The sequence below is a fragment of the Trichocoleus sp. Lan genome (assembly GCF_039961855.1).
GTDB lineage: Bacteria > Cyanobacteriota > Cyanobacteriia > Cyanobacteriales > FACHB-T130 > FACHB-T130.
The window spans coordinates 1-20,723 of sequence record NZ_JAMPKA010000049.1; the positions used below are offsets into that span (position 1 = coordinate 1).

Here is a 20,723-nt window from a genome sequence, read left to right on the forward strand (position 1 = left end):
TTTGAGATTTTCAGCATTATCCCCCTCCTTTTCCTTTTGACTCATGAGATAAATTGGCTGCAAGCCTTGCTGGGCAAGAGATTTAGCTTTTTCCTTATCCCGTACTGACGTTAATTAAAGAGACACAGCACGATTGCCACGCGCAGGAAGATTACAACATCTTGCGATCGCTGGGGATTGATGTGGCACGCGAAGCGATTCCTTGGCCGTTAGTCGATCGCGGTGGCTGCTACGACTTCTCTAGCCTTGACCCCATGATTGAAGCGATGCAGGAGACGCAGATTCTTCCCATCTGGGATCTGTGCCACTACGGATATCCAGACGATCTCGATCCATTTTCTGATGAGTTTAGCGATCGCTTTGCCCGTTACTGTCGCGCCGCAGCAGAGTATGTAATTCCCCGCTTGCGTGGCCCCTATTTTTTCACGCCGATTAATGAAATTACGTTTTTCTCGTTCTGCGGTGGTGAGTGGGGTTGGGTTGCTCCTTATAAAACCACAAAAGAAGACCGTTTTCGCTTGCGATTGGCGTTGTGTAAGGCAGCGATCGCAGGGGTGAAAGCGATTCGGGAGGTAGAACCTGCCTCTAGGATGGTTCACATCGATCCCTTGGTTCAGGTGGTCGCACCGCGCGATCGCCCGGATCAGATCGAGGCAGCACATCACGAAACCTATGTGGATACGTTTTTGGCGTGGGATATTCTCTACGGGAAAGAGCATCCTGAACTCGGCGGTTCCCCGGAAATTCTCGATATCGTTGGCGCAAATCACTACTCTTTCGGTCAGATGGAATACCGAGAACACGGCCCCCATCAGGCGCTAGAACCCGACGACGATCGCATCAAACCGCTTTGCGAGCTAATGCGCTGGGTGTGGGAACGCTATCGCAGACCGATGATCGTTGGCGAAACCAGTGGGATGGAAACAGACAGAGATGAGTGGCTAAAAGACGTAGTGGAAGAGTCTCTAGCAGCGGTTAATTCTGGGATGGATCTGCATGGAATTTGTTTATTTCCCGCTGTTGATATGCCGGATTGGCATACTGGAAAGTGGCTGCACAATGGGATTTACGATTTGGTGGAGGAAGGGGATAATCTGAAGCGGGTGCCTTGCGAAGCATACGTTGCAGAACTGCGACGTTGGCAGAAGGAACTCAATCGGGTCATGACACTTGATACTGATCCGTTGAGCGATCCAGTAGAATTGCAAGATGTGATTGACGCGGCTAAACGATTGCAGCCAGAAGCCGATCGCAATTGGAGTTAGAGATTCCGTTCCCGCCCTCTCATTCATCCGTAACCTTCCCTCGCATCGACTTAATCTGCGATCGCTTAAAGTCTTGATGGCTGTCGGAACAATCGCCAAGAATCAAAGGTTGCTCATAGGCTTTCTGGCAATCAATGCAGCATGGGCATTGGGTAAAGCAAACTGACCATAACAACGCTGAATTTCGACTTGGTAGCCCACCTGTTGCAACATCGTGGCAATTTCTGCTGCTGCATATAGTTGCTGGCGATGAACCTCGTCATCTCGACGATAATCGTTTCCTACTTGCCGAAAGGTAATGATTCGCCGAGTCAAGATGTGCTGTGAATCTTCCTGTTTTTCTACCAAAACAATCCAATCTTCGCCTTCAGTAAAGCTTTTGACTGGAGTTGCAGAAGTCAGCTGTCCGGGTTCTGCAATATCAAAGATAAAAACGCCTCCCGGCGCGAGAGCATCATAGATGCGTTGGAACACCTGGGTAAGTGTTTGGTGGTCGGGGTCAAACAGGTAATTAAAACATTCACTAATCGAAATCACCGCATTACAGTCAGGAATTTCGACCTTGAACAATGAGCCTAGCTGAAATTCAGCCATAGGAACTCGACAACGGGCAATCTCAATCATGTCAGCTGAGATATCAACTCCCAAGACTTGGTAGCCTGTCCTAACCAACTCCTCAGCTGACAGACCACTACCACACCCCAAATCTACAATCAGTCCATCCTGAATGCCATGCTGTTTGAGAATTGCCAGAATTCCTGGCATTGCTCGCAGAACGTAACTCCTAAATCCGACATCGTGAATATAAGCAAGGTCTTTTCTGTACCACTCACTCATCCGTAACTTTTCCTCGCATCGATTCAATCTGACTTCTTAATCTGACTTCGCTTAGTTTTGCTATCCAGACGCTTTCTTTGAAAACTACGAGTCGGTTTGCTGGGTTTACGGGGTTTGGGTAACGCGATAGCGAAGCGCAGATCGCACTTTTAATCAAGTCTTGCAATCGTTGCAACGCCTCTTCCCGATTCTGCTCCTAGCTACGGTGTTCTTGAGGCTTGATGACAATCACCCCTTCTTTGGTAATGCGCTGGTCGGAAAGCTTCAATAGCCGCTTTTTGTATTGACTGATTGTTCAGTCATAAATTATTCTAGAGATGAAACAATCGATCCTATCAGCCCAGGCTGTTGCTGGAAAATCAGGCTGAAACGTTCATTGTGACTGTCCTACAAACCTGAAAGGAGACAGACATGGATTTGCATTACGAAGTTCAAGGTAAGGGTGAGGCGGTTGTGCTGATTCATAACGCAATGGCAGATTTGCGAGATTGGGAGTTGATTGCCCCGCAACTAGCCCAGACTTATCAGGTCATCACTTTTGACGGACGCGGTGCCGGACAGTCACCCCCACTACTCAAACCTGCCCACTATGTTGAGGATTTGCGGCAGTTGCTTGACCATCTCAATCTCGATCGCGTGATTCTAGTTGGACATTCGATCGGCGGTCAAATTGCGACCGATTTTGCCCTGGCTTATCCCGATCGAGTAACCAGGCTGGTGCTGGTGGCTCCGGGATTATCGGGCTTCCAGTTCTCACCCGATGTTCAACAATGGTACGCGCAAATCAATGCAGTAGCTCCAGATTTGGAAAAAATGGTTGAGGTGTTGTTGAACCATCCTGTGTACAGTGTCGTGATGTCCAGTCCACAGCGCGATCGCATAATTGAGATGACAACGCACAACATGAAACGGTCTTTTGAATGGAAAACCTATGAGATGCTCTGGGCACAGCCACCCACCATTGATCGCTTAAGTGAGCTTCAAACCAAAACGCTGTTTATCATCGGCAAAAAGGATATGCCTGACCTTTTCAAGGTTGCCGAATTATTTCAACAGGTACCCGACATTCACTTTGCCTACCTTGAAGGAGCCGATCATATGCCTACATTCACTCATGCTGATGAGGTTTCGAGTCGGATCGTTCAATTTCTCAGTCAGTAGAAGCCATGCCCCGTACCCCAGCAGAAAACGAGCGTATCCGTCAGGCAACGCGGGAGCAAATCTTGAAAACGGCGATGGATTTGTTCTTCACGAAAGGCTATCACGCCACGTCGATTGAAGATATCGCCAAACAAGCGCAGATTTCAAAGGGACTGCTTTACCACTACTTCAAGGGTAAAGAAGACGTTTTGGCAGCAATGGTCGATGTGCGGCTCAACGATCTGCTGGTTGTCATGAATGCCGCCGTTGCAAAGTCAACGCCTGCTGAGCAAATTCGCCATATTGCCGAGGGTGCGTTAGACGATGTGCGACGGCAACCGGAGGTTTTCCGATTTTATCTCAATCTGTTTACCCAACCCCGGCTCGACCCGATTGTGGCGAAATACAGCCAGAAGTTGATGCATGAGCAGGCAAAGCAGTTTGAAATCCAGACGCAGATGTTCAGCGAGTTGGGAGTTGCTAACCCAAGACAGCGATCGCTCTATTTTTCCTCGACGCTTCAGGGCATTATGCTGATGTTTTCAACTTATCCAAACACCTATCCGTTAGATGCGGTCAAGGCACAGGTGATTGCGGAGTTTTGTGGGGAGGAAGACTGAGTGTTCGCACCATCTCATTCATCCGTAACCTTTCCACGCATCGTTTTAATCTGATTTCGCTTAGTTTTGCTATCCAGACGCTTTCTTTGAGAACTCCGAGTTGGTTTGCTCCTTTTGCGTGGTTTGACGACTGCGATCGCACTCTTGATCAAGTCTTGCAATCGTTGCAATGCTTCTTCTCGATTTTGCTCTTGGCTACGGTGTTCCTGTGCTTTGATGACAATGACACCTTCTTTAGTGATGCGTTGGTCGGAAAGCTTCAACAGCCGCTCTTTGTAGCGTTCAGGTAGTGAGGAAGCCACAATATCAAAGCGCAGGTGAATGGCAGTCGCCACCTTATTTACATTTTGTCCCCCTGCCCCTTGCGATCGCACCGCACTCATCTCAATCTCATGCTCTGGAATACTTACGGTGTTAGAAATTTGCAGCATGATTGATTCGCTTGATTATAGACAGTGCAGCATTGCACGGAAACTGTTGCCCCGTTTCGCTCTATTGGTGCTGATTCCAGCATAAAGTAGTAGCCACGCCTCTAGCTCCCTCTCTAGCTGCAATATATCAAACACGAAGTTTTTAGTTCGCTACGCCTAGAAACGTTAACTTTGTGCTGCAACTGGTTCCTCGAAACCACTTGAGTGCTTTGATACTGTTCATGCTATTGGCGATCGCGCACGTATAATTTGCACAACTGGAGGCTTTTATGTCCCAATCTGATTTGGAATACCGCTTGCATTTAAGTTGGAATGCGAATGCTCGTGCTTGGACAAAAGCAGTTCGCGAGCAACTAATATCCAGTCGCCGCGTTGTGACTGATGCCGCCATTGTGGACGTTTTGGTGGCGCTGCAACCTCGCCGCGTGCTAGATGTTGGATGCGGTGAAGGTTGGCTGGTACGCGCATTAAACGAACGCGGTATCCAAGCTTTTGGGGTAGATGGGAGTTCTGCTTTAGTTCAACAAGCTCAGGCAGCAGGTGGGGGTAAGTTTCGCACCCTCACCTACGATCGGCTCGTCAACGATCCAAATCAACTCGATGGACTATACGATCTCGTCGTTTGTAACTTCTCACTGTTAGGGGAAACCATTGTACCGCTGCTGGCTGCACTGGGTACAGTTCTAGCGCCTAATGGACACCTCGTTGTGCAGACGGTTCACCCGTGGAGTGCCTGTGGCGACACCGCCTACAAGGAGGGCTGGCGAACCGAGCGCTTCACGAGCTTTGGCGAGGAGGAGTGGGAGCCAATGCCTTGGTATTTTCGGACTCTCAGTTCGTGGCTGACAGCTTTTAACCAAGCAAAGTTGCAGATACGCCAATGTATTGAACCACTTGAGCCAAAAACGCAGCATCCGCTATCGCTTATTCTCGTGTCCTGCGTAGAAGAATTTAGAGGATCTCCCTTATATGATGAGAAATAGTTGAGCAAGCCCCAGTTAGGTTAGTTGTGTTTACAACATCTCGTCTCATCTCAAACTGGCTCTTAGTTGCACTACCAATAGCCCTATGCGCTTGTACATCATCGGATGCTGTCGTTTCAACTCCAAAAAACGTAATTGAAGCCAAGCCACAATCCTTGCCACCATCCGTAAATAATGCTGATAAACTCAATAGCATTCAAGAAGAACGTTACTCGCTGCTCATTCATCGAGTAGACAAGCGCTTAGAGGTACTCAATAACCAAAGCGTTCCAATTTACAAAGCAACTATCGGTATTGGTAAGGGCGGACTCAAAGACAAACAAAATATGAATGACTTTGTTACTCCCACAGGCGAGATGAGGGTAGACTTGATTCTCTACAAAAAATCTGAGTACAACCAGATTGCCCAAGATAACGTTAAGCGTTTTATTAAAGTTACTCAGTATCGCAACTTAGTTAACCCTCAGCAAGGATTAGCTCAGCTATTCAAGAACATGAGTTCTCTTGACTTTGATGGGAACGGTAGCCCAGACAGTGCCTATGGAAATGGCTATATCGGACTCACTTCAACGACAAGCATCACGGGTCCCAAAATGAGTACATTTCAGGGAACGCCTTACTGGTTTTCAATCGCACTTCATGGTACACCCGATCCTGACAATATTGGTCAAGCTAACTCAGGTGGCTGCATCCATCTGGACTCAAACACTTTGCAGCAGTTAATTGAGAAGGGTTGGGTGAAGTTAGGTACCAAAGTAACGATTGTTGATTAATGTATTGACGTGGTTGTGTTTTCTGCGATCGCGGTAATGCTCTTTGTTCACAAATCAAGCTGACTATAAATAAGCTAGTTTTCTGCTAAAGTTGCCCATTCATCACTTATGATTCGCGTCTTTATATAGTTAGCTTCTGCAATTGGCATCGCACTCCGCACTTTTATACCTGAAGATTTGACAGAAGTTTGTATTGATTGGCTGCAACTGCGCTCAGAAGTTGGTACCTTATTGACGTTTTGCCCGCCTGCCCCTTGAGAGGGCATTGCAATCATCTCAATCTCTTACTCTGGGATACTCACCATGTTAAAAATTTGTAGCATAATTTAACAATTGTCCAGAGATGAGTTGCACCAATCGTTGAGCAGATTTCGCTCTGATTCGCCTTTATTCATTATCTCCTGACAGCCAAAGTAAGGAAAATAAGCCGATGGATCGATTGAATTTCAATGTAGTCCAGCAGTTCTGGACGATCGCTAAGTCCTATTGGTCAGGGGATGAAAAATGGCAAGCCAGAGGGTTATTGCTGGGAGTCGTGCTGTTACTGCTGGCGTATACGGGATTGAGTGTAGTTCTCAACAACAAGCGAGGAGTGCTGATTTCGGCCCTCTCAGCCCGTGATGAGCCACGCTTCTGGGAAACAGTCATCATTTTCATTGGCGTGCTGGTAATCTATGCACCATTGCTCGCAGGCTATACCTATTTACGCGATCGCCTGAGTTTGCAATGGCGCAAATGGCTGACTCATCGGTTTGTGGATAACTATTTTCGCAACCGTGCCTATTACAACCTGCATATCTCAGGAACCGAAATTGATAACCCGGATCAGCGGATTGCAGAGGATGTTAGGAGTTTTACCCAGGAATCTCTTACCTTTGTACTGGTGTTGGTGCAGTCTGTGCTGTCAACGATCGCCTTCAGCAGCGTACTTTGGGGCATTTCTAAACCCCTGGTGTTGTTTCTGGTGCTATATGCCCTAATTGGGACAGTAGTAACAACTTTTGTATTTGGTAAGCCGCTTGTCCGACTCAACTTTGAACAATTGAAGAGAGAAGCGAATCTTCGCTTTGGTTTGGTGCGGATTCGGGAGAATGCGGAAGCGATCGCATTCTATCGAGGGGAAGAACAGGAGTCAAACCAAGTTAAGCATCGGTTCCTCGATGTGTTTGAGAACGTCAAACGCCTGCTGGTTTGGGAATTAAACTTAAATGTTCTCACCAACGCTTATGAGTTCATCCCCTTCGTCCTGCCTGCCCTAGTTGTCGCACCCGCGATTTTTGCCGGGGAAATGGAGGTGGGTAAAGTTTCTGAGGCACAGGGGGCTTTTGTCCGCGTCTTTTTCTCGCTCAATGTTGTCGTTGCCCGCTTCCAGCAATTGACCACTTTTGGCGCTGGGATTAATCGTCTTTATACCTTTGCCCAGTTTTTAGAACAGGCAGAGGCAGATCGGGCATCCGATGAGCAACCCAGGATTCAGACGGTATCAGCAGATCGGCTGGCAGTCGAACACCTCAGTCTGCAAACTCCCAATTATCAGCGCACATTAGTAGAAGATTTGTCCATAGAGTTACCTGCTGCACAGGGACTTTTGGTGATGGGGCCAAGTGGTTGCGGTAAGAGTTCGCTGCTGAGAGCGATCGCAGGTTTGTGGGATTCTGGTACAGGGAAAATTGTTCGTCCTGAATCCGACGAGATCCTATTTTTGCCGCAACGTCCCTACATGGTGCTTGGTACTCTGCGCGATCAATTGCTGTATCCCAACACGCATCTTGAGGTTGACGACGAACACTTAAAGCAAGTGCTGGAACAGGTGAATTTAGCAGGTTTAGACGAAAGATTTGGCGGCTTTGATGCCCAGGAGGATTGGGCAGATGTCCTCTCTTTGGGCGAACAACAACGGCTAACTTTCGCCCGGTTGCTGCTGAACAAACCCAACTACGCCATCCTAGATGAAGCAACTAGCGCCCTAGATTTGGATAACGAGGAACGGTTGTATCAACATTTGCAGGCAAAAGGGACTACTTTCTTAAGTGTGGGACATCGTGCTACGTTGGCAAATTATCATCAGTCATTGCTGGAACTCTCCCAGGATAGGACTTGGCAGCTTAAACAACCCCTAGCTCTTGTCGAAGAACAACCGGAGTTGTTGGAACTTCCATCGACTACCTGATATTTTAGGGCGCTCGGCGGAAGCATCCCATTTGTGCAAAAATACCTGCTGATTGAAATAGCCAATGCAATGGAAGCTGGCAAGCTCAAGTCCGGAGATAAGCCAATCCATGACCATAGACATATCAAATCTAAGGTTTAAATCCCGTGCAGTTCGCTAAAGTTTAAAAAGATATGAATTGTATTGATGGAGAATCCAAATCCCAAATGATACCGCTGTGGAATAAATCTTTTAGTGCTTTTTGCTTGAGTCTGCTTGTGATGTTCGCAGGGAATATCGTTCTGATTGGTTGTGGTGAAGCCGCTAAAAATTCCGAACCTGTACAAGAATCGGAAAAAGAATCCAACCAGGGTAATCAGGCTGATGATGACGATAACGAGGGGCAAGAGACCACTGGCTCATCCGATCAAAATGACGATGAGGAGAAGGATGGACAAGAGGAGAAGGATGGAGAAGATAAGGATTAGCAGTGGCGATTCACCTAGCGCGATCGCTTGATAGCCGCAGCCACCGATTCGCGTGTACTCTGAATTTACACGCGAAAGGGACGACTTTTTTGAGTGTCGGGCATCACTCTACGTGGACAAATTACCATCAGTCTTTGCTGGAATCCCAGGCTCAAACGTGGCAGATTAAACAACCGCTAGCTCTGCTCAAACATGGCGAAAAGGAGTGACATTTAGCTCCGCTCTCCAGTCTACTAGTGGTTTTTCCCAAGCCTCTTCCCACTTCTGCCCTAGAAAGGGTTTTGCCCGATCCCCCAAATCGTAGCTCTGCTGAATGAGACTTACAAGCGGGTTTAAATCGCTGTTCATCTTGATCGTATTCAAGGTGATTGCGGCAATCAACATCACTGCGAGCGGAGAGCGATTTTGCGCGAGCGTAAATGCTTGCAGCCCAATCTCTCCAACAGGATCGGTGCCAAATCCTGTAACGGTATGCCAAATATCATGAGTTTGTCGCATACGCAGTGCTAAATAGCTTGTGTCATCTTGAAGCTCGACTTGGCGATAAAACTCTGGATCGAGGTTGGCTGCTCGCATATGAGAGGCATAGGCAAAGCCTAACGAATCTTCAGGCAGCTTGAGTAACGCTTCTAAATTGGGAGTCGGTGCAATATATTGTTCTTCAAAAAGTTGAGCGATTTCAGGATGGGACTTGAGATAGGTAATCGCGGCAGCAGAAACTTTATGGTTGGCTAAGGCAGCAGCAATATCAAAAACTGCCTCGATATCTGTTCCGTTATCGATAAAGGCAAGGAAACCTTCCAAACCTTTCAGAAGTTCTGGAGTAACCGAGCGACTCATATCAGCATTGATAATGGAGGGAGATTTTGACATTGGGAAACCTTAGATAATCAAAATGAACGAACCCTTAGCGGGATAACTTCAGATATCTGGATCTAGACCCGCAGCTCTTAGCCGCTCTGCCAGTTGTGCTGCCCTATACTCTAGCTGCGATCGCTCTGTTGCGTTCGGCTTCTACCTCAGTTAACACGCAACTTCCTTGTGCATCATACTAGCGCAGCCACCATCTGTTTAGGACTATTTTAGGGATTCTTGAATTGCCTGATTGCGACTATCTAGGGGCAAAGTTTTGTAGCCATTGAGTAAGAGCGAGATGCCTCCGGCAAGTTGCGCGGGATGCCAATCCAATTACTTCGTAGTTCCCCGTGGGGCGCGTTCAGCATCTGTTCCAATCCACTGCTTAGAATTCACTACGGTATCGATTTTATTTTCCAATTCTGTTAGTTGAGTCGGTGCATCAGGTGAAGGAAGGTAATGGTGTACTGTTTTTTGTTTCTTGCCGATTGTCAATGAGGTGATGGCAGAAGGTGCATCGGTGTGTCCACCTGTATAGCTGTCTTGAAGCTTGAAGTAATTGAGCTTTTGAAAGTCTGCAATGAGCTTTCTCGCTGCTGTTTTACTGATAGTTGTTGTTCGGGTGCCAGTCACTTTCACAAACCGTTTGCCCTCGTAAACCACCTTGCCATTGCCATAAACAGTGAGCTTATAAATGGGGCAAAAGCCAAAACAGGCTGTCCGTTCGAGTGTCAGCGCAACTTGTGGTGAGACTTGTCGAGGTTGATTGAGTAGCCTTTGATTCGGAGTAGTGGTTTCAGCCGCCAGGAACGGGGAGTTAGGAATAGAGACGCTTAGAACACTACTGGCTACACCGATTATTAGACTTAGAAGAAGTGGCGATCGCATTATCGTTAGGCTCTAAATCAGAAAGATTCACTTAACTTCGAGTCTATTCGGCTGTTTCAGCTCTCAGTTCCCGGTTTCTAATTCAGAAACTAGAAGACGATGTAGGAATTTTCTATTTTTAGGCTAAATTATCGGCTGTTGATGCAATCGGGAAATCATTGGTGTTCTCCGTAGACGAGTTGGGTTGTTACACCGCAGCGCACCCTAGAACAACTCAGCTTTGACAACTGAACGCACAGCGATATTTTCAAGGGGTACAGAAAGCAAGCGATCGCTCTTTTAGGCTCTAGAATTGGAAGCATCCCATGAGCGACTCCAACTCATACATTGATTAGGAAACCCTATGTCCTGCAAACACCTCAATGAAGTGACTCTGCAAAACCTAATCCATAAAGCCAACTATCCGGTGTTTCGCTGTGAAGAGTGCATGCGGATCAATGGTCGTTGGGTGCATCTTCGCATTTGTCAGACGTGCGGTAAGATGCTGTGCTGCGACTCGTCAGAACATCAGCATGCTCGTCGTCACTATGAGGAAACCGGACATACTGTAATCAGCTCAGCGGAGTTAGGAGAGCAATGGCTGTGGTGTTTTGTGGATGAGCAGCAGAAGAATTATTGAAGATACGCTCAATTGGGGTATCTCCCCAACTGACAAGTAATTTTAAAGGAAGGCGATCGCATAATCCTTCCAAACACTAGATCGAAGAAGGAGCAATCACCTTGATGCTACGGGTTAGGATTTAGGGTAGGGCGTTCTGATTGAAGTATGGCAAAGCAGGAAAATCCTCTCACGGGAGAAGCACTCATTAAGGAAGTTTGTCGGCGGATTCGGGTTGCCCGTAGCTACTGGGATGCTCATAATAACGCTGCTTGTCGGGGAGAACGCGATCGCGCTTTAGCCCTTTACAACACGCTAACGAAAGAACAAAAAGACAAGATTCCGCAGCAGTTGCGGGTGTGGCTTCGCTACCGCAGTGAAAAATACTTTAGCGCACACCGAACACCACCCAAGTCGAAACGAAAGTCGAAATAGTGTTTTCCTTGGGTTGTCAGGGAAATGCGATCGCGCTGTAAAAGCAGAGGCTTACCTGAAGTGAGGCGGCGAGCGCTCTTTGAGTAAGTGTTTCAGATGTAATTATCTTATACGTTTCTAGGAGTTCGTAGATTTCGCATGAAAGTTGAGATAACGATTAAAAACTATCGTTGCTTTCCAGATTTTAAGCCAGCTCAAATTACTCTACAGAAAGGTTGCACTGCCTTTATAGGAGTTAATAATTCAGGGAAATCTTCCTTACTAAAGTTTTTCTATGAATTTCGTCAGCTCTTTCAAGTAGCTTCTACCGGCAACCCCTGGGTAGAATTGGCAGCAGGTCGCTCATATGGATTTAATTTTCCCAAAGAAGTCTTAACCCCTCAAGATGTCTTTTGTAATGCGACAAATCCTCGTCCTCTCGAAATACAACTTCAATTTGTGCCCGACGAGGCTGACGACAAAGAAGAGATTCAATTATCTCCGTCTAAAATAGTCATCTCTGTTCCAAGAAACCAGACAATTTTTACTGCTTTGATCTATCAAGGAAATCAGTCTCTTCCACCTAAAACCTATAAGTTTGATGGAGTACAGCTTATTGATCCAGATCACAATTTTTCTCCTGTAGCATACCTGGCTGCTGTTCTTAATGTGTTCAAAGATTTGGCGGAAACACAATACATTGGTCCATTCAGAAATGCAATTAATCTTTTCCCAACTAGTAACATAAATGAAGTTCAAACGATTCAGTACTTGCATATTAGCTACTTTGATATCACTATAGGCCCCCCTTTTATTAAAAAATGGAGAGAATCTTCAACAGGTTTTGATAAGTCAATCATCAAATCTACGAACAATATTACTAATGATCTTAAAGGAATCTTTGGTTTTGAAAATCTAAAGATTGATTCGTCCGTCAATGATCAAACATTCAATTTTTCTATAGACGGAGAGGTATATACTCTTCATGAACTAGGTTCTGGTCTAGCTCAATTTTTTTTGGTGCTTGCGAATATAGCTTTACAAAAACCGTCCTACATACTTATTGACGAGCCTGAACTTAATCTTCATCCCTTGCTACAATCTCGCTTCCTTATAACTATTACTAAATATGCAACTCAAGGAATTTTGTTTGCCACTCACAGTCTTGGATTAGCACGAACAAGTGCCGACCGAATCTATTCTGTTCAAAAGGAATCTGATGGAGGGAGTAGAGTTGCCGAATATGGTCGAGAACCTCGACCAGCAGAATTGCTTGGTGAATTAAGCTTCTCTGGCTATATAGAACTCGGATTCAGAAAAATCTTACTTGTAGAGGGGTCTACTGACTTAAAAGTAATTCAACAGTTTCTTCGTTTATATAAAAAAGACCAGGACGTTGTCCTCTTGCCTTTAAGAGGACGCGAAGGTATTCACAACAATGCTCTTGAAGGCTTATGCGAAGTTAGACGTATTTGTGAAGAAGTTTACGCTTTAATTGACAGTGAACGTTCTTCTGCTGATGCTCCATTACAACAACGAATTAATGATTTTAGCCAATTGTGTTGTCAAGCTGGGATTAAATGCCACATTCTAAAATATCGAGCTACTGAGAATTATTTGTCTGAGGCAGCAATCAAAAAAGTAAAAGGTAATAAATATCGAGCACTTCAGCCTTACGAGAAACTTGGAGATATGAAGCCTAGTTGGGATAAAGTCGAGAATTGGCTTATAGCAAAGGAAATGACTCTTACAGAATTAGAGACAACAGATCTTGGTCAATTTCTAAGGAAAGTGTGTGAAGAATAGAGTGCAAAACTCCCTAGAACACATCGATGAGTGAAGCGATCGCTGCAATGTGCAAATCATAGGCACCAATCGGATTTACTGCACTGGCAAGACGCGCACGAATTTGACCGCACGCGATCGCAGCCTCATCCCCAAAAGGAAGCGAGGCAAACCGCCCAACTTACAAGCCATTCTAAAAGAAGGCGATCGCAAACGAAGCCTCATTCATGTCTCTATCTTGAGCGAAGTGTTGCCAAGCCAAGGGAAACAGAACCATTCATCTAGAGTCATTAGTTAGTAGTGAATCACTACTACTTTTGCCTTGAGTATGAAGAAAACAACTGCCTTAACAGTGACCGTCCTTGCGATCGCTACACTTGTGGGGACATCTGTGGCACATTCTGCTGGCTTCTTCGCTCAAGCACCAACCGCTTCCGTAGCTCAAGCTAAACCATCTTGGGAAAACTCCAAGCTAGTTCACAAGTTGCCCACTGTCGCAAACTATGCCAAGTTTAGCTCTAATGGACTTCTACTCGTCTGTAATGGTGAACAGGGTAAAGCCATTCAGTTGTGGGATGTAACGAAAGGGGAATTACTCTCATCTATCAAAGCCGACGATACCACTTCCTTTGGAGATGTTGCCATCAGCCCTGATAGACAGTTTGTTGCCAGCATCATCTACTCGCAAATTGATAAATCAATAGCAGTTGGTCTGTGGAATAGCAAAACCGGAGAACCGATCTGGAAAAAACCAATTTTTACCAATAGCGCAGAGTTTCGCGGCTCTAAGGATTCTGGGGAAAATTTCCCGGCTAGCATTATTTCCAGCTTGGAATTTAGCCCAAACGGACAATCTATTGCCAGTAGCGCCCGAAAATATTTTGGTTCCGAAAATCCGCAGATTCAGCTATGGGATGTAGCAACCGGCGAAAAGCGCTTTGTATTAAAGAGTAATATCAAATCTTTACGAGGGGTGCGTTTTAGCCCTGATAGCCAAGTGTTAGCCAGCCTCGGTTCCAATCAATCTATCCTCAAGGGAGGAACTTATCACTGGCAAGGCTTGATTCAACTTTGGAATCCTAACACAGGTCAACTCCTCCATACCCTAAAAGAAAAAGATCAGTTACTTCCCCAGAGCATGGCCTTTAGCCCGGATGGTCGAACGTTAACCAGCCTGTCAAAAGACGCGATATATGAAGCTCACCTCCGCACTTGGGACGTGAAAACGGGTGGAACTGTGCGTACTGTTTCGGCTTCGGTAGACAGAACGGATGACCAGTTATCACTCAGTCCTGATGCTAAAACCTACTTGGTTGCTGGTCAGGTAGCTGGTTCACGTATTATTAATGTCGAAATTCGCAAGGAATGGCCTCTTAGTGGTTTTGATGTGAGTAGTGGTGCTAGTACAGGATTATTTAGCCCAGATGGTCAGATGTTGGCTGTTCCAACGGTAGCAGGAATTCCGATTTGGCAAGCTGGTAATTAGTAATTGGTAATTGATAACTTACCAGGGAAGCACCTCCCCATTGGCGTGCCAAAAAGTGCCTGTATTCTCCAGCGTCAACTCATCAATCCGCGCCAACAAACCCTTTACAGACTCTTCCGGTGTAATGCCAGTAAAGTTCGTCATACGACTTTGAACTAACCCTGGATGCAGAATTGCCACTGCGATCGCACGCGGTTTGAGGTCGAGAGATAGCGATTTGCCAGCCATCGATAACGCCACCTTCGACATCCGATAGCCATAAGAACTGCCAGAGGTATTATCTGCAATTGAACCCATCCGACTTGTCATCAGCGCAATCTTGGAACCTGCTTTAAGCAGTGGCAATAGGGCGTGAGTCACTCGTAAAGGCCCCAGCGCATTCACTTCAAACTGCTCTCGAATGCTCTCAAAATCCAAGTTTTCCAGCGTCACGCGCTTGATGATTCCGGCATTATTAATTAGAACATCAATCGTCGTGTCCCCCAGGCGATCGCGTAAATCAGCAACCGATGCATCAGAGGTAATATCAATCCCCTCCTCAACCTGCACCCCTAGCTGCTTCAACTCCTCAGAAGCAGTGCGACAAATGGCAATGACATTACCCCGCGCTTGCAGTTGGCGGCAATATTCGTAACCAATTCCCCGATTAGCACCCGTAACCAGATAAGTTGCCATGCGAACTCCCATGTCTTGATTAGAGGGACATCTCTAGACACTCATAGCCTATCTGAAACTGTCGCTTACCATCGTGTTCCAGAATGTTGCCGGGTGCGATAATTACCCGAACAAAATCTCAAGTGGGAATCTGTAGAATTGACTGCTTTAGCGCTGATCCTCCGACCTTCAGGCGGGGAATGAGCTTAAAGTGTTTCAATTTTCTAGCATCGTCAGGTCGAGGATGGCTTGTAGCCCAGCATTCGGAAGTAGAGTCCTTTTTGGGATAGAAGTTCGTCATGAGTGCCTTCTTCAACGATCTCGCCCTCCTGCATCACAAAAATGCGATCGCAGTCTACGACAGTTTCGAGTCGGTGCGTCACTAAGATAATTGTTCTTTTGCGACGCAGACGCTGGAGGGTTTCTATAACCCATTGCTCGTGCTTCAAATCTAGCGAACTCGTGGGTTCGTCGAGGATGAGTATCGGAGCCTTCGTCGCTAGCGCCCGCGCGATCGCTAACCGCTGCCGCTGTCCGCCGGAAAGGTTCTGACCGCCCTCGCTGAGCATCGTATCGTACCGCTCCGGCAAGGCTTCGATGAACTCAGCCGCCCCGGATTCCACCGCCGCCTCCCGAATCTCTTGCAAGGTCGCTTCCTCGCAGCCATAGGTAATATTCTCCGCGATCGTTCCGGGGAAAAGCGGACTGCCTTGCGTGACCAGCGCCATGTGTTTGCGGACATCGGCAACCTTAAGGGTGCGGATATCGAAACCGTCGAGTTGGACGCTGCCCCCTGTCGGGTCGTAGAAGCGTGGCAAGAGATTGAGCAGCGTGCTTTTTCCTGTGCCGCTTGGACCCAAAAACGCTACCATCTGACCCGGTTCGATAGTTGCATCGATTTCCCGTAACACGGGTCGCTCAGGGATGTACTCAAAGCTTACGTTGGAAAGGGTTAGGGTGCGGGGATGGACGGGAAACGATCGCGCATCAGGCTCGTCCTTGATGGTGGGTGGCTCGTCAATGACCGTAAAGACGCGATCGCATGAGGCTACGAATGTCTGGATCTTGGTCGTGAACCCCAACACCCAACCGATTGGGTCCCAGAACTGATTAAGGTACGCCAAGAATACGATCAGATCGCCGAGGGTCAGGCCGTTCGGCACCTGGCGCAAAAACTGGTCGCGATAGACCAGATACCCGCCGTAGCCGAAGATTACCCCGCTTCCCAGAGCGAAGACTACCTGAACCGCGAGCGGATAGAGGTTTTCCTGCCAATGGAGCCGCATGGAGGCAGCGACGCTGCGATCGACCACCCGCGTGAAGCGCCGCGACTCCGTCGCTTCTCGACGGAAAGACTGGATGAGTCCGATCAACTCTATCGCTTGCTGCATGGTTGAGGTCATGATCGCATCGGTCTGCTTCGACTCAAACGCCCGACGCCGAATCCTTCCCTCGAAGTACCAGTTCGCGAGTAACAGAAGCGGCGTGAATGAAAGTGCGAACACGGTGAGAAGGACATGGCGCGACAGCATGATCCAGATCATCGCCGTCAGCGTCACCGATGCAGCGGTAGAGCCGATCAGCGTATCGATTACCCCCCAAGGACCGAGGCTGTCGTAGCTCAATCGGTAGATAGCGTCGCCTTGCGATCGCGAACCGTGCCAGCCGAGACTCAGCGCCTGCATTTTGTCGTAGAGTTCGGTGCGAACCCGCAAGGTTCCGTTGTACTGGATGCGGTAGTTCAACATTTTACGGAGCATCATGACGGTATCGCTCAGGATTCTGATGAGCATTGCCACGAACGCCATTCCGAAAATTTGGTTCAGCTTGCCTTCCCCAAGCGGGGCAAGAAACAGCCGATGAATCCAGTTGGGTTTCGGGGTTGGAGAGAGAACCGTATCGACTAGAATCGCCATAGGCCAAGCGTTGAGAAGGTTGCAAAGCACCGATGCCCCAATCAGAAGCAAGAGCGTGACGATCAGCCAGATGTCCCTACGAAAGTAAGAAATAGACCGGAGGACGATCCGCACCAACCAATGTTGGTATATTGACCGCTTCACCATTTTTGGCGGATTTTCCCGGCTTTTTAAAGATGCTTTGAGTGGAAAAGTCATGGATGTGCTGGGTGACTCTAAGCAGAACAATGACACCAATTGGACAATTTCAGAGAGCCGGGGGTCAGAAATCAACTTTGGTTTTTAACCCCTTGAAAGACGATTCAAAACTCCTGAAACCCTTGAAAAATTCTAGGTTAGGTAGGACGTAAGCGTAGGCGCGTTCATGCCGTAAGACTTGCCAGTTCAAAAAAGCATCAATCAGTTGGGTGAATCAACTGGGTGATGTGCGATCGCAAATTGCTTTGTTAAGGTCGGGCTGTTGTAGCTGTTATGACGGCAACATTTGCATATACAACTGCCGTCTTATTGGATTGTATCGGCGAGTCATAAAGTTTTTGTCCTACCTGAGCTATATACCTATCTATATGAAAAATCTCAAGCAATTGTCTTGGAAAAACGCGCTCGCTCTGGCTGTTATGGCAACAATTGCCACTGGCGCGATCGCTAAACTCCCGTCAACAGCCCAACCCTCAACCCAACCCAGTTCAACAACCTCTAACTCCAAAAGAGACTTTGAGCCAATCTACAATTTAAGCGGGCATAACAGCGATGTTACTTTTCTAACCTTTAATACGAATAGTCAAATCCTGGTTAGCCATAGCCCTGGTACGGCAATCAAGCTGTGGAACCTCAAAACAGGTAAGCTGCTGCGTACCCTGAATGAAAAAATATATGCCGCCGGCGTCGTTGCAATTACTCCCGATACCCAAACCTTGGTGACTGTTGACCGTAAGGCACAGGATAATGACAAAACGATTAAGGTGTGGAATCTGAAAACGAATAAACTTCTCCGCACCTTGAACGGTCATTCACAACCAGTCAATCACCTTGAAATCAGTGCCGATGGGCAAACTTTAGTCAGTGCCAGTAATGACAAGAAAGTGTTGGTGTGGAACCTGAAAACAGGCAAACGGCTACAGACTATCAATCCACAATCAACCCCGATTCGGTCGATTGCCCTCAGCCCAAACAGTCAGATACTTGCGACTGGCGGTGGAGAATATGTGGATCAAAATACCAGTAAGGACACTAGCATTCAGCTCTGGGATATCAAGACAGGAAAACTGCTGGGTACTCTCGAAGGACAGACTAGCCCAATCAGTTCCATTGCGATCGCTCCCGATGGGCAGACGCTTGTCAGTGTTGCAGATTCCATCAAGATATGGAACCTGAGAACAAAGCAGCTTCTCCACACATTACCCGGAGGTTCCGCTTCCATTTCAATTAGCCCTGATGGGCAGAAGCTGGTTACGGCTGCTTGGGATCATTCAGTCAAATTGTGGAATTTGCGGACTGGAACGCTACTTAAAACCCTGTTTGAGCCTTCTATTAACGACCAAAATCTTGGTCGCATATACACAACCAGTATTGCCTTTAGCCCGGATGGCAAAATGATTGCCATCGGTTCTGGGGGTGTTTTGTCCACTTTTGGAATCAGTGTTTTACGGGGGTCTTTTTGAAGTACCAGCCACCTTTTGGGAAGTTACTGTCATCTAGCGCAACCTGGTTAAAACGGCGTTTTAACTTGGAGATGGAGAGTTTCTCCAGATTGCGGATGCACAAAGCGAAGTTCCCTGGCGTGCAGATGTAACCGACTGACAGTTGCACGACATCCGTAAAGGCGATCGCCCAATATCGTTACCCCAAGTCCTCTGGGATCGGCAGCATGAACCCGGATTTGATGAGTGCGTCCCGTTAGCGGCATAAACTCTATGCGAGTCCAATCGCCTTCCCTGGCGATAACTTGGAAGCGAGTCAAGCTAGGTTTACCCCGTTCATCGACTTTCTGATAGGGACGATTTTCCGGATCTCCCCATAAAGGGAGTGCGATCGCACCTTGCTCAATTGTCACAGACCCGGAAAGTAAGGCTTCGTAAACCTTGTAAACTTGCCGCTGCTGAAACTGCCAACTTAGTTGGCGATGGGTTTGGCGATCGCGTGCCAGCAAGAGAATACCAGATGTTTCTCGATCCAGACGATGCACAGATGCGATCGCCATGCCATCCGGTAACAGATGACGCAAGCGACTGAGGACACTATCAAAGGTGTGGTGATAACGACCAGGTACTGATAGGAACCCTGCGGGTTTGTTCATCGCAATCAGCCATTCATCTTCATAAACAATGGGGACCTCTCCCCACACCCCTCCCCTAATAGGGGAGGGGCTTCTTACTCCCTCTTCCATCCCCTCCTTTTTAAGGGGGGGGAGGGGGGAAGGAAAGGGGGGGGAGGGTTCCCATCCCGATAGTAAAAATCCCATCAGTGGCTGACAGCGTTCTGCACAGGCTCCATAAAATTCTCCCTGAATTTTGTCACCATCGGCTGATGATGACCCCCACCAAAACTCTGCCATTGCCAGTGGCTTCAGTCCATGCGTTGCCGCATAGTGCAGCAGCTTAGGGGCGCAACAGTCTCCGGTTCCAGTGGGCATAGAGCCTCCTGGCATCAATTCCTGCAAAGATAGAGACTCTCCTGCAAAATTCGTCAGCCTATACGCCGCGTGCATCTGAGTCTGCAATTCGCGGGATAGTTCTTTGCGCTGTTGTTTAAGTTCGCGCATCCGTGCTTGGGTTGCTTCAATCAATTCCTTGAGTGGCTGCAACACTTCATTCTGCTGGCGTTTGAGCATTCGTCGCTCAATTCCGTGCTGACGGCTTTCTTCATCAAGTTCTTCAAGGGCAATCGTTAGCACTTTTCCAGTCAGTGTTTCGCAGATTAGCTGACGTTTTCGGTGTCGTTGCTGCTTGCAATCTCGATGGCGATCGCTCATTTCTTGCAACTGCTGTTCAAACTGGCGAGACAGGGTTTCGTACTGCTGCCATTCTGGAAGTTGCTTTAAGGTAATCAGTTCCTGTTTAATCGCCTCCAGTTGAGCTAAGGTATGGGCTTCTTCTAGGGCAACTTCATCTCGTCCCGGAATTGGCGGCACCCAGCCCTCGATCGTGCTATTACCATTCAAAAGACCAGAGAAAGCTTTGAGTACCTGTTGTTCGCCATGCGGTAGTTCAACCAGCAGGATTCCATACATCTTGCCTTCATCGGAATAACAGTCATTATTGGCAAGATGCTGCATTAACTCTCTAGCGATCGCTTCTGCTTCCGGGGTGCGGGGTAGTCTCAGTAGTTCACCACTTTGAGGACAGCGCCCTTCATACCAATAGTTTTGAATACCTTTGGCAACCTCTGTAGATAGTCTCTTGCGGGTATCTATTTTCTCATGCACCGATGATTGACTCCAGC

Annotated in this window: 21 protein-coding genes and 2 pseudogenes; 14 read left to right on the forward strand and 9 right to left on the reverse strand. The window is 47.5% G+C overall.

Going from position 1 to position 20,723, the window contains the following annotated elements; genetic code table 11:
* Positions 1 to 113 precede the first annotated feature (113 nt).
* Positions 114 to 1,265 (forward strand): family 1 glycosylhydrolase, encoded by a 1,152-nt coding sequence (locus tag NDA03_RS26490; RefSeq protein WP_348239675.1) that lies wholly within the window; start codon positions 114 to 116, stop codon positions 1,263 to 1,265.
* A 102-nt stretch (positions 1,266 to 1,367) separates the two neighbouring features.
* Here the strand turns inward: NDA03_RS26490 and NDA03_RS26495 are convergent, their stop codons facing one another.
* Together NDA03_RS26495 and NDA03_RS26500 are read right to left on the reverse strand one after the other, a co-directional pair.
* Entirely contained in the window at positions 1,368 to 2,102 is a 735-nt protein-coding gene (locus NDA03_RS26495) for a methyltransferase domain-containing protein (protein WP_348239655.1), read from the reverse strand.
* Between the two features lie 23 nt (positions 2,103 to 2,125).
* Positions 2,126 to 2,391, reverse strand: a pseudogene (locus NDA03_RS26500) (aminoacyl-tRNA hydrolase); the annotation flags it as partial.
* Positions 2,392 to 2,513: 122 nt separating this feature from the next.
* Between NDA03_RS26500 and NDA03_RS26505 the strand changes: the two are divergent.
* The gene (locus NDA03_RS26505) at positions 2,514 to 3,263 is read left to right on the forward strand and encodes an alpha/beta hydrolase (RefSeq protein ID WP_348239656.1); all 750 of its coding nucleotides are present in this window, start codon (positions 2,514 to 2,516) and stop codon (positions 3,261 to 3,263) included.
* A gap of 5 nt (positions 3,264 to 3,268) precedes the next feature.
* Positions 3,269 to 3,862 carry a TetR/AcrR family transcriptional regulator gene (locus tag NDA03_RS26510; RefSeq protein ID WP_348239657.1) on the forward strand — a complete coding sequence of 198 codons (594 nt, stop codon included), beginning with the start codon at positions 3,269 to 3,271 and terminating at the stop codon, positions 3,860 to 3,862.
* 14 nt (positions 3,863 to 3,876) lie between these two features.
* Here the strand turns inward: NDA03_RS26510 and arfB are convergent, their stop codons facing one another.
* Entirely contained in the window at positions 3,877 to 4,293 is a 417-nt protein-coding gene (gene arfB, locus NDA03_RS26515) for an alternative ribosome rescue aminoacyl-tRNA hydrolase ArfB (protein ID WP_348239658.1), read from the reverse strand.
* Between the two features lie 269 nt (positions 4,294 to 4,562).
* Here arfB and NDA03_RS26520 point away from each other — a divergent pair, with 269 nt between their 5' ends.
* Both NDA03_RS26520 and NDA03_RS26525 read left to right on the forward strand, forming a co-directional pair.
* A complete protein-coding gene (locus NDA03_RS26520; RefSeq protein WP_348239659.1) occupies positions 4,563 to 5,276 on the forward strand; it encodes a methyltransferase domain-containing protein in 714 nt (237 codons plus the stop codon).
* Between the two features lie 155 nt (positions 5,277 to 5,431).
* Positions 5,432 to 6,049 (forward strand): L,D-transpeptidase, encoded by a 618-nt coding sequence (locus NDA03_RS26525; protein WP_348239660.1) that lies wholly within the window; start codon positions 5,432 to 5,434, stop codon positions 6,047 to 6,049.
* Positions 6,050 to 6,264: 215 nt separating this feature from the next.
* On the opposite strand, the pseudogene NDA03_RS26530 reads toward NDA03_RS26525, so the two are convergent.
* Positions 6,265 to 6,372: pseudogene (locus NDA03_RS26530) on the reverse strand (aminoacyl-tRNA hydrolase); the annotation flags it as partial.
* A 107-nt stretch (positions 6,373 to 6,479) separates the two neighbouring features.
* Here NDA03_RS26530 and NDA03_RS26535 point away from each other — a divergent pair.
* The 3 genes from NDA03_RS26535 to NDA03_RS26545 all read left to right on the forward strand — a co-directional run bounded on the left by NDA03_RS26535 (position 6,480) and on the right by NDA03_RS26545 (position 8,895).
* On the forward strand, positions 6,480 to 8,219 hold the full coding sequence (locus tag NDA03_RS26535) for an ABC transporter ATP-binding protein/permease (protein ID WP_348239661.1): 1,740 nt from the start codon (positions 6,480 to 6,482) through the stop codon (positions 8,217 to 8,219).
* 173 nt (positions 8,220 to 8,392) lie between these two features.
* Positions 8,393 to 8,686, forward strand: a complete 294-nt coding sequence (locus NDA03_RS26540; protein WP_348239662.1) for a hypothetical protein — start codon at positions 8,393 to 8,395, stop codon at positions 8,684 to 8,686.
* 2 nt (positions 8,687 to 8,688) lie between these two features.
* Positions 8,689 to 8,895: a hypothetical protein gene (locus tag NDA03_RS26545; protein ID WP_190528245.1), complete on the forward strand. Its 207-nt coding sequence runs from the start codon at positions 8,689 to 8,691 to the stop codon at positions 8,893 to 8,895.
* On the opposite strand, the gene NDA03_RS26550 is transcribed toward NDA03_RS26545, so the two are convergent.
* Complete coding sequence (locus NDA03_RS26550) at positions 8,873 to 9,559, reverse strand: Coq4 family protein (RefSeq protein ID WP_348239663.1); 687 nt, start codon at positions 9,557 to 9,559, stop codon at positions 8,873 to 8,875. The genes NDA03_RS26545 and NDA03_RS26550 overlap by 23 nt on opposite strands.
* A gap of 315 nt (positions 9,560 to 9,874) precedes the next feature.
* A complete protein-coding gene (locus tag NDA03_RS26555; protein ID WP_190412476.1) occupies positions 9,875 to 10,429 on the reverse strand; it encodes a DUF6438 domain-containing protein in 555 nt (184 codons plus the stop codon).
* 343 nt (positions 10,430 to 10,772) lie between these two features.
* On the opposite strand from NDA03_RS26555, the gene NDA03_RS26560 reads away from it, so the two are divergent.
* The 5 genes from NDA03_RS26560 to NDA03_RS26580 all read left to right on the forward strand — a co-directional run bounded on the left by NDA03_RS26560 (position 10,773) and on the right by NDA03_RS26580 (position 14,712).
* Complete coding sequence (locus tag NDA03_RS26560; RefSeq protein WP_190412477.1) at positions 10,773 to 11,048, forward strand: UBP-type zinc finger domain-containing protein; 276 nt, start codon at positions 10,773 to 10,775, stop codon at positions 11,046 to 11,048.
* 147 nt (positions 11,049 to 11,195) lie between these two features.
* Complete coding sequence (locus tag NDA03_RS26565; protein ID WP_348239665.1) at positions 11,196 to 11,462, forward strand: Precorrin-3B methylase; 267 nt, start codon at positions 11,196 to 11,198, stop codon at positions 11,460 to 11,462.
* A 138-nt stretch (positions 11,463 to 11,600) separates the two neighbouring features.
* Positions 11,601 to 13,247, forward strand: coding sequence for an AAA family ATPase (locus tag NDA03_RS26570; protein WP_348239666.1), 1,647 nt, complete (start codon positions 11,601 to 11,603; stop codon positions 13,245 to 13,247).
* Positions 13,248 to 13,296: 49 nt separating this feature from the next.
* Positions 13,297 to 13,524, forward strand: coding sequence for a hypothetical protein (locus NDA03_RS26575; RefSeq protein WP_190412480.1), 228 nt, complete (start codon positions 13,297 to 13,299; stop codon positions 13,522 to 13,524).
* A gap of 30 nt (positions 13,525 to 13,554) precedes the next feature.
* Entirely contained in the window at positions 13,555 to 14,712 is a 1,158-nt protein-coding gene (locus tag NDA03_RS26580; protein ID WP_190412481.1) for a hypothetical protein, read from the forward strand.
* Positions 14,713 to 14,730: 18 nt separating this feature from the next.
* On the opposite strand, the gene NDA03_RS26585 is transcribed toward NDA03_RS26580, so the two are convergent.
* Together NDA03_RS26585 and NDA03_RS26590 are read right to left on the reverse strand one after the other, a co-directional pair.
* On the reverse strand, positions 14,731 to 15,387 hold the full coding sequence (locus tag NDA03_RS26585) for an SDR family oxidoreductase (protein WP_190412482.1): 657 nt from the start codon (positions 15,385 to 15,387) through the stop codon (positions 14,731 to 14,733).
* A 212-nt stretch (positions 15,388 to 15,599) separates the two neighbouring features.
* Complete coding sequence (locus tag NDA03_RS26590) at positions 15,600 to 17,480, reverse strand: ABC transporter ATP-binding protein (RefSeq protein WP_348239667.1); 1,881 nt, start codon at positions 17,478 to 17,480, stop codon at positions 15,600 to 15,602.
* A gap of 368 nt (positions 17,481 to 17,848) precedes the next feature.
* On the opposite strand from NDA03_RS26590, the gene NDA03_RS26595 reads away from it, so the two are divergent.
* Positions 17,849 to 18,943 carry a WD40 repeat domain-containing protein gene (locus NDA03_RS26595; RefSeq protein WP_348239668.1) on the forward strand — a complete coding sequence of 365 codons (1,095 nt, stop codon included), beginning with the start codon at positions 17,849 to 17,851 and terminating at the stop codon, positions 18,941 to 18,943.
* A 47-nt stretch (positions 18,944 to 18,990) separates the two neighbouring features.
* On the opposite strand, the gene NDA03_RS26600 is transcribed toward NDA03_RS26595, so the two are convergent.
* On the reverse strand, positions 18,991 to 20,706 hold the full coding sequence (locus NDA03_RS26600; protein ID WP_348239669.1) for a pseudouridine synthase: 1,716 nt from the start codon (positions 20,704 to 20,706) through the stop codon (positions 18,991 to 18,993).
* Positions 20,707 to 20,723 lie beyond the last annotated feature (17 nt).

Bases quoted from the DNA above. Each gene is read 5' to 3' on its own strand.
- arfB (WP_348239658.1), bottom strand. From the start codon at position 4,293: ATGCTGCAAATTTCTAACACCGTAAGTATTCCAGAGCATGAGATTGAG.
- NDA03_RS26505 (WP_348239656.1), top strand. From the start codon at position 2,514: ATGGATTTGCATTACGAAGTTCAAGGTAAGGGTGAGGCGGTTGTGCTG.
- NDA03_RS26560 (WP_190412477.1), top strand. From the start codon at position 10,773: ATGTCCTGCAAACACCTCAATGAAGTGACTCTGCAAAACCTAATCCAT.
- NDA03_RS26555 (WP_190412476.1), bottom strand. From the start codon at position 10,429: ATGCGATCGCCACTTCTTCTAAGTCTAATAATCGGTGTAGCCAGTAGT.
- NDA03_RS26540 (WP_348239662.1), top strand. From the start codon at position 8,393: ATGAATTGTATTGATGGAGAATCCAAATCCCAAATGATACCGCTGTGG.
- NDA03_RS26550 (WP_348239663.1), bottom strand. From the start codon at position 9,559: ATGTCAAAATCTCCCTCCATTATCAATGCTGATATGAGTCGCTCGGTT.
- NDA03_RS26565 (WP_348239665.1), top strand. From the start codon at position 11,196: ATGGCAAAGCAGGAAAATCCTCTCACGGGAGAAGCACTCATTAAGGAA.
- NDA03_RS26520 (WP_348239659.1), top strand. From the start codon at position 4,563: ATGTCCCAATCTGATTTGGAATACCGCTTGCATTTAAGTTGGAATGCG.
- NDA03_RS26510 (WP_348239657.1), top strand. From the start codon at position 3,269: ATGCCCCGTACCCCAGCAGAAAACGAGCGTATCCGTCAGGCAACGCGG.
- NDA03_RS26535 (WP_348239661.1), top strand. From the start codon at position 6,480: ATGGATCGATTGAATTTCAATGTAGTCCAGCAGTTCTGGACGATCGCT.
- NDA03_RS26590 (WP_348239667.1), bottom strand. From the start codon at position 17,480: ATGACTTTTCCACTCAAAGCATCTTTAAAAAGCCGGGAAAATCCGCCA.
- NDA03_RS26570 (WP_348239666.1), top strand. From the start codon at position 11,601: ATGAAAGTTGAGATAACGATTAAAAACTATCGTTGCTTTCCAGATTTT.
- NDA03_RS26495 (WP_348239655.1), bottom strand. From the start codon at position 2,102: ATGAGTGAGTGGTACAGAAAAGACCTTGCTTATATTCACGATGTCGGA.
- NDA03_RS26580 (WP_190412481.1), top strand. From the start codon at position 13,555: ATGAAGAAAACAACTGCCTTAACAGTGACCGTCCTTGCGATCGCTACA.
- NDA03_RS26585 (WP_190412482.1), bottom strand. From the start codon at position 15,387: ATGGCAACTTATCTGGTTACGGGTGCTAATCGGGGAATTGGTTACGAA.
- NDA03_RS26595 (WP_348239668.1), top strand. From the start codon at position 17,849: ATGAAAAATCTCAAGCAATTGTCTTGGAAAAACGCGCTCGCTCTGGCT.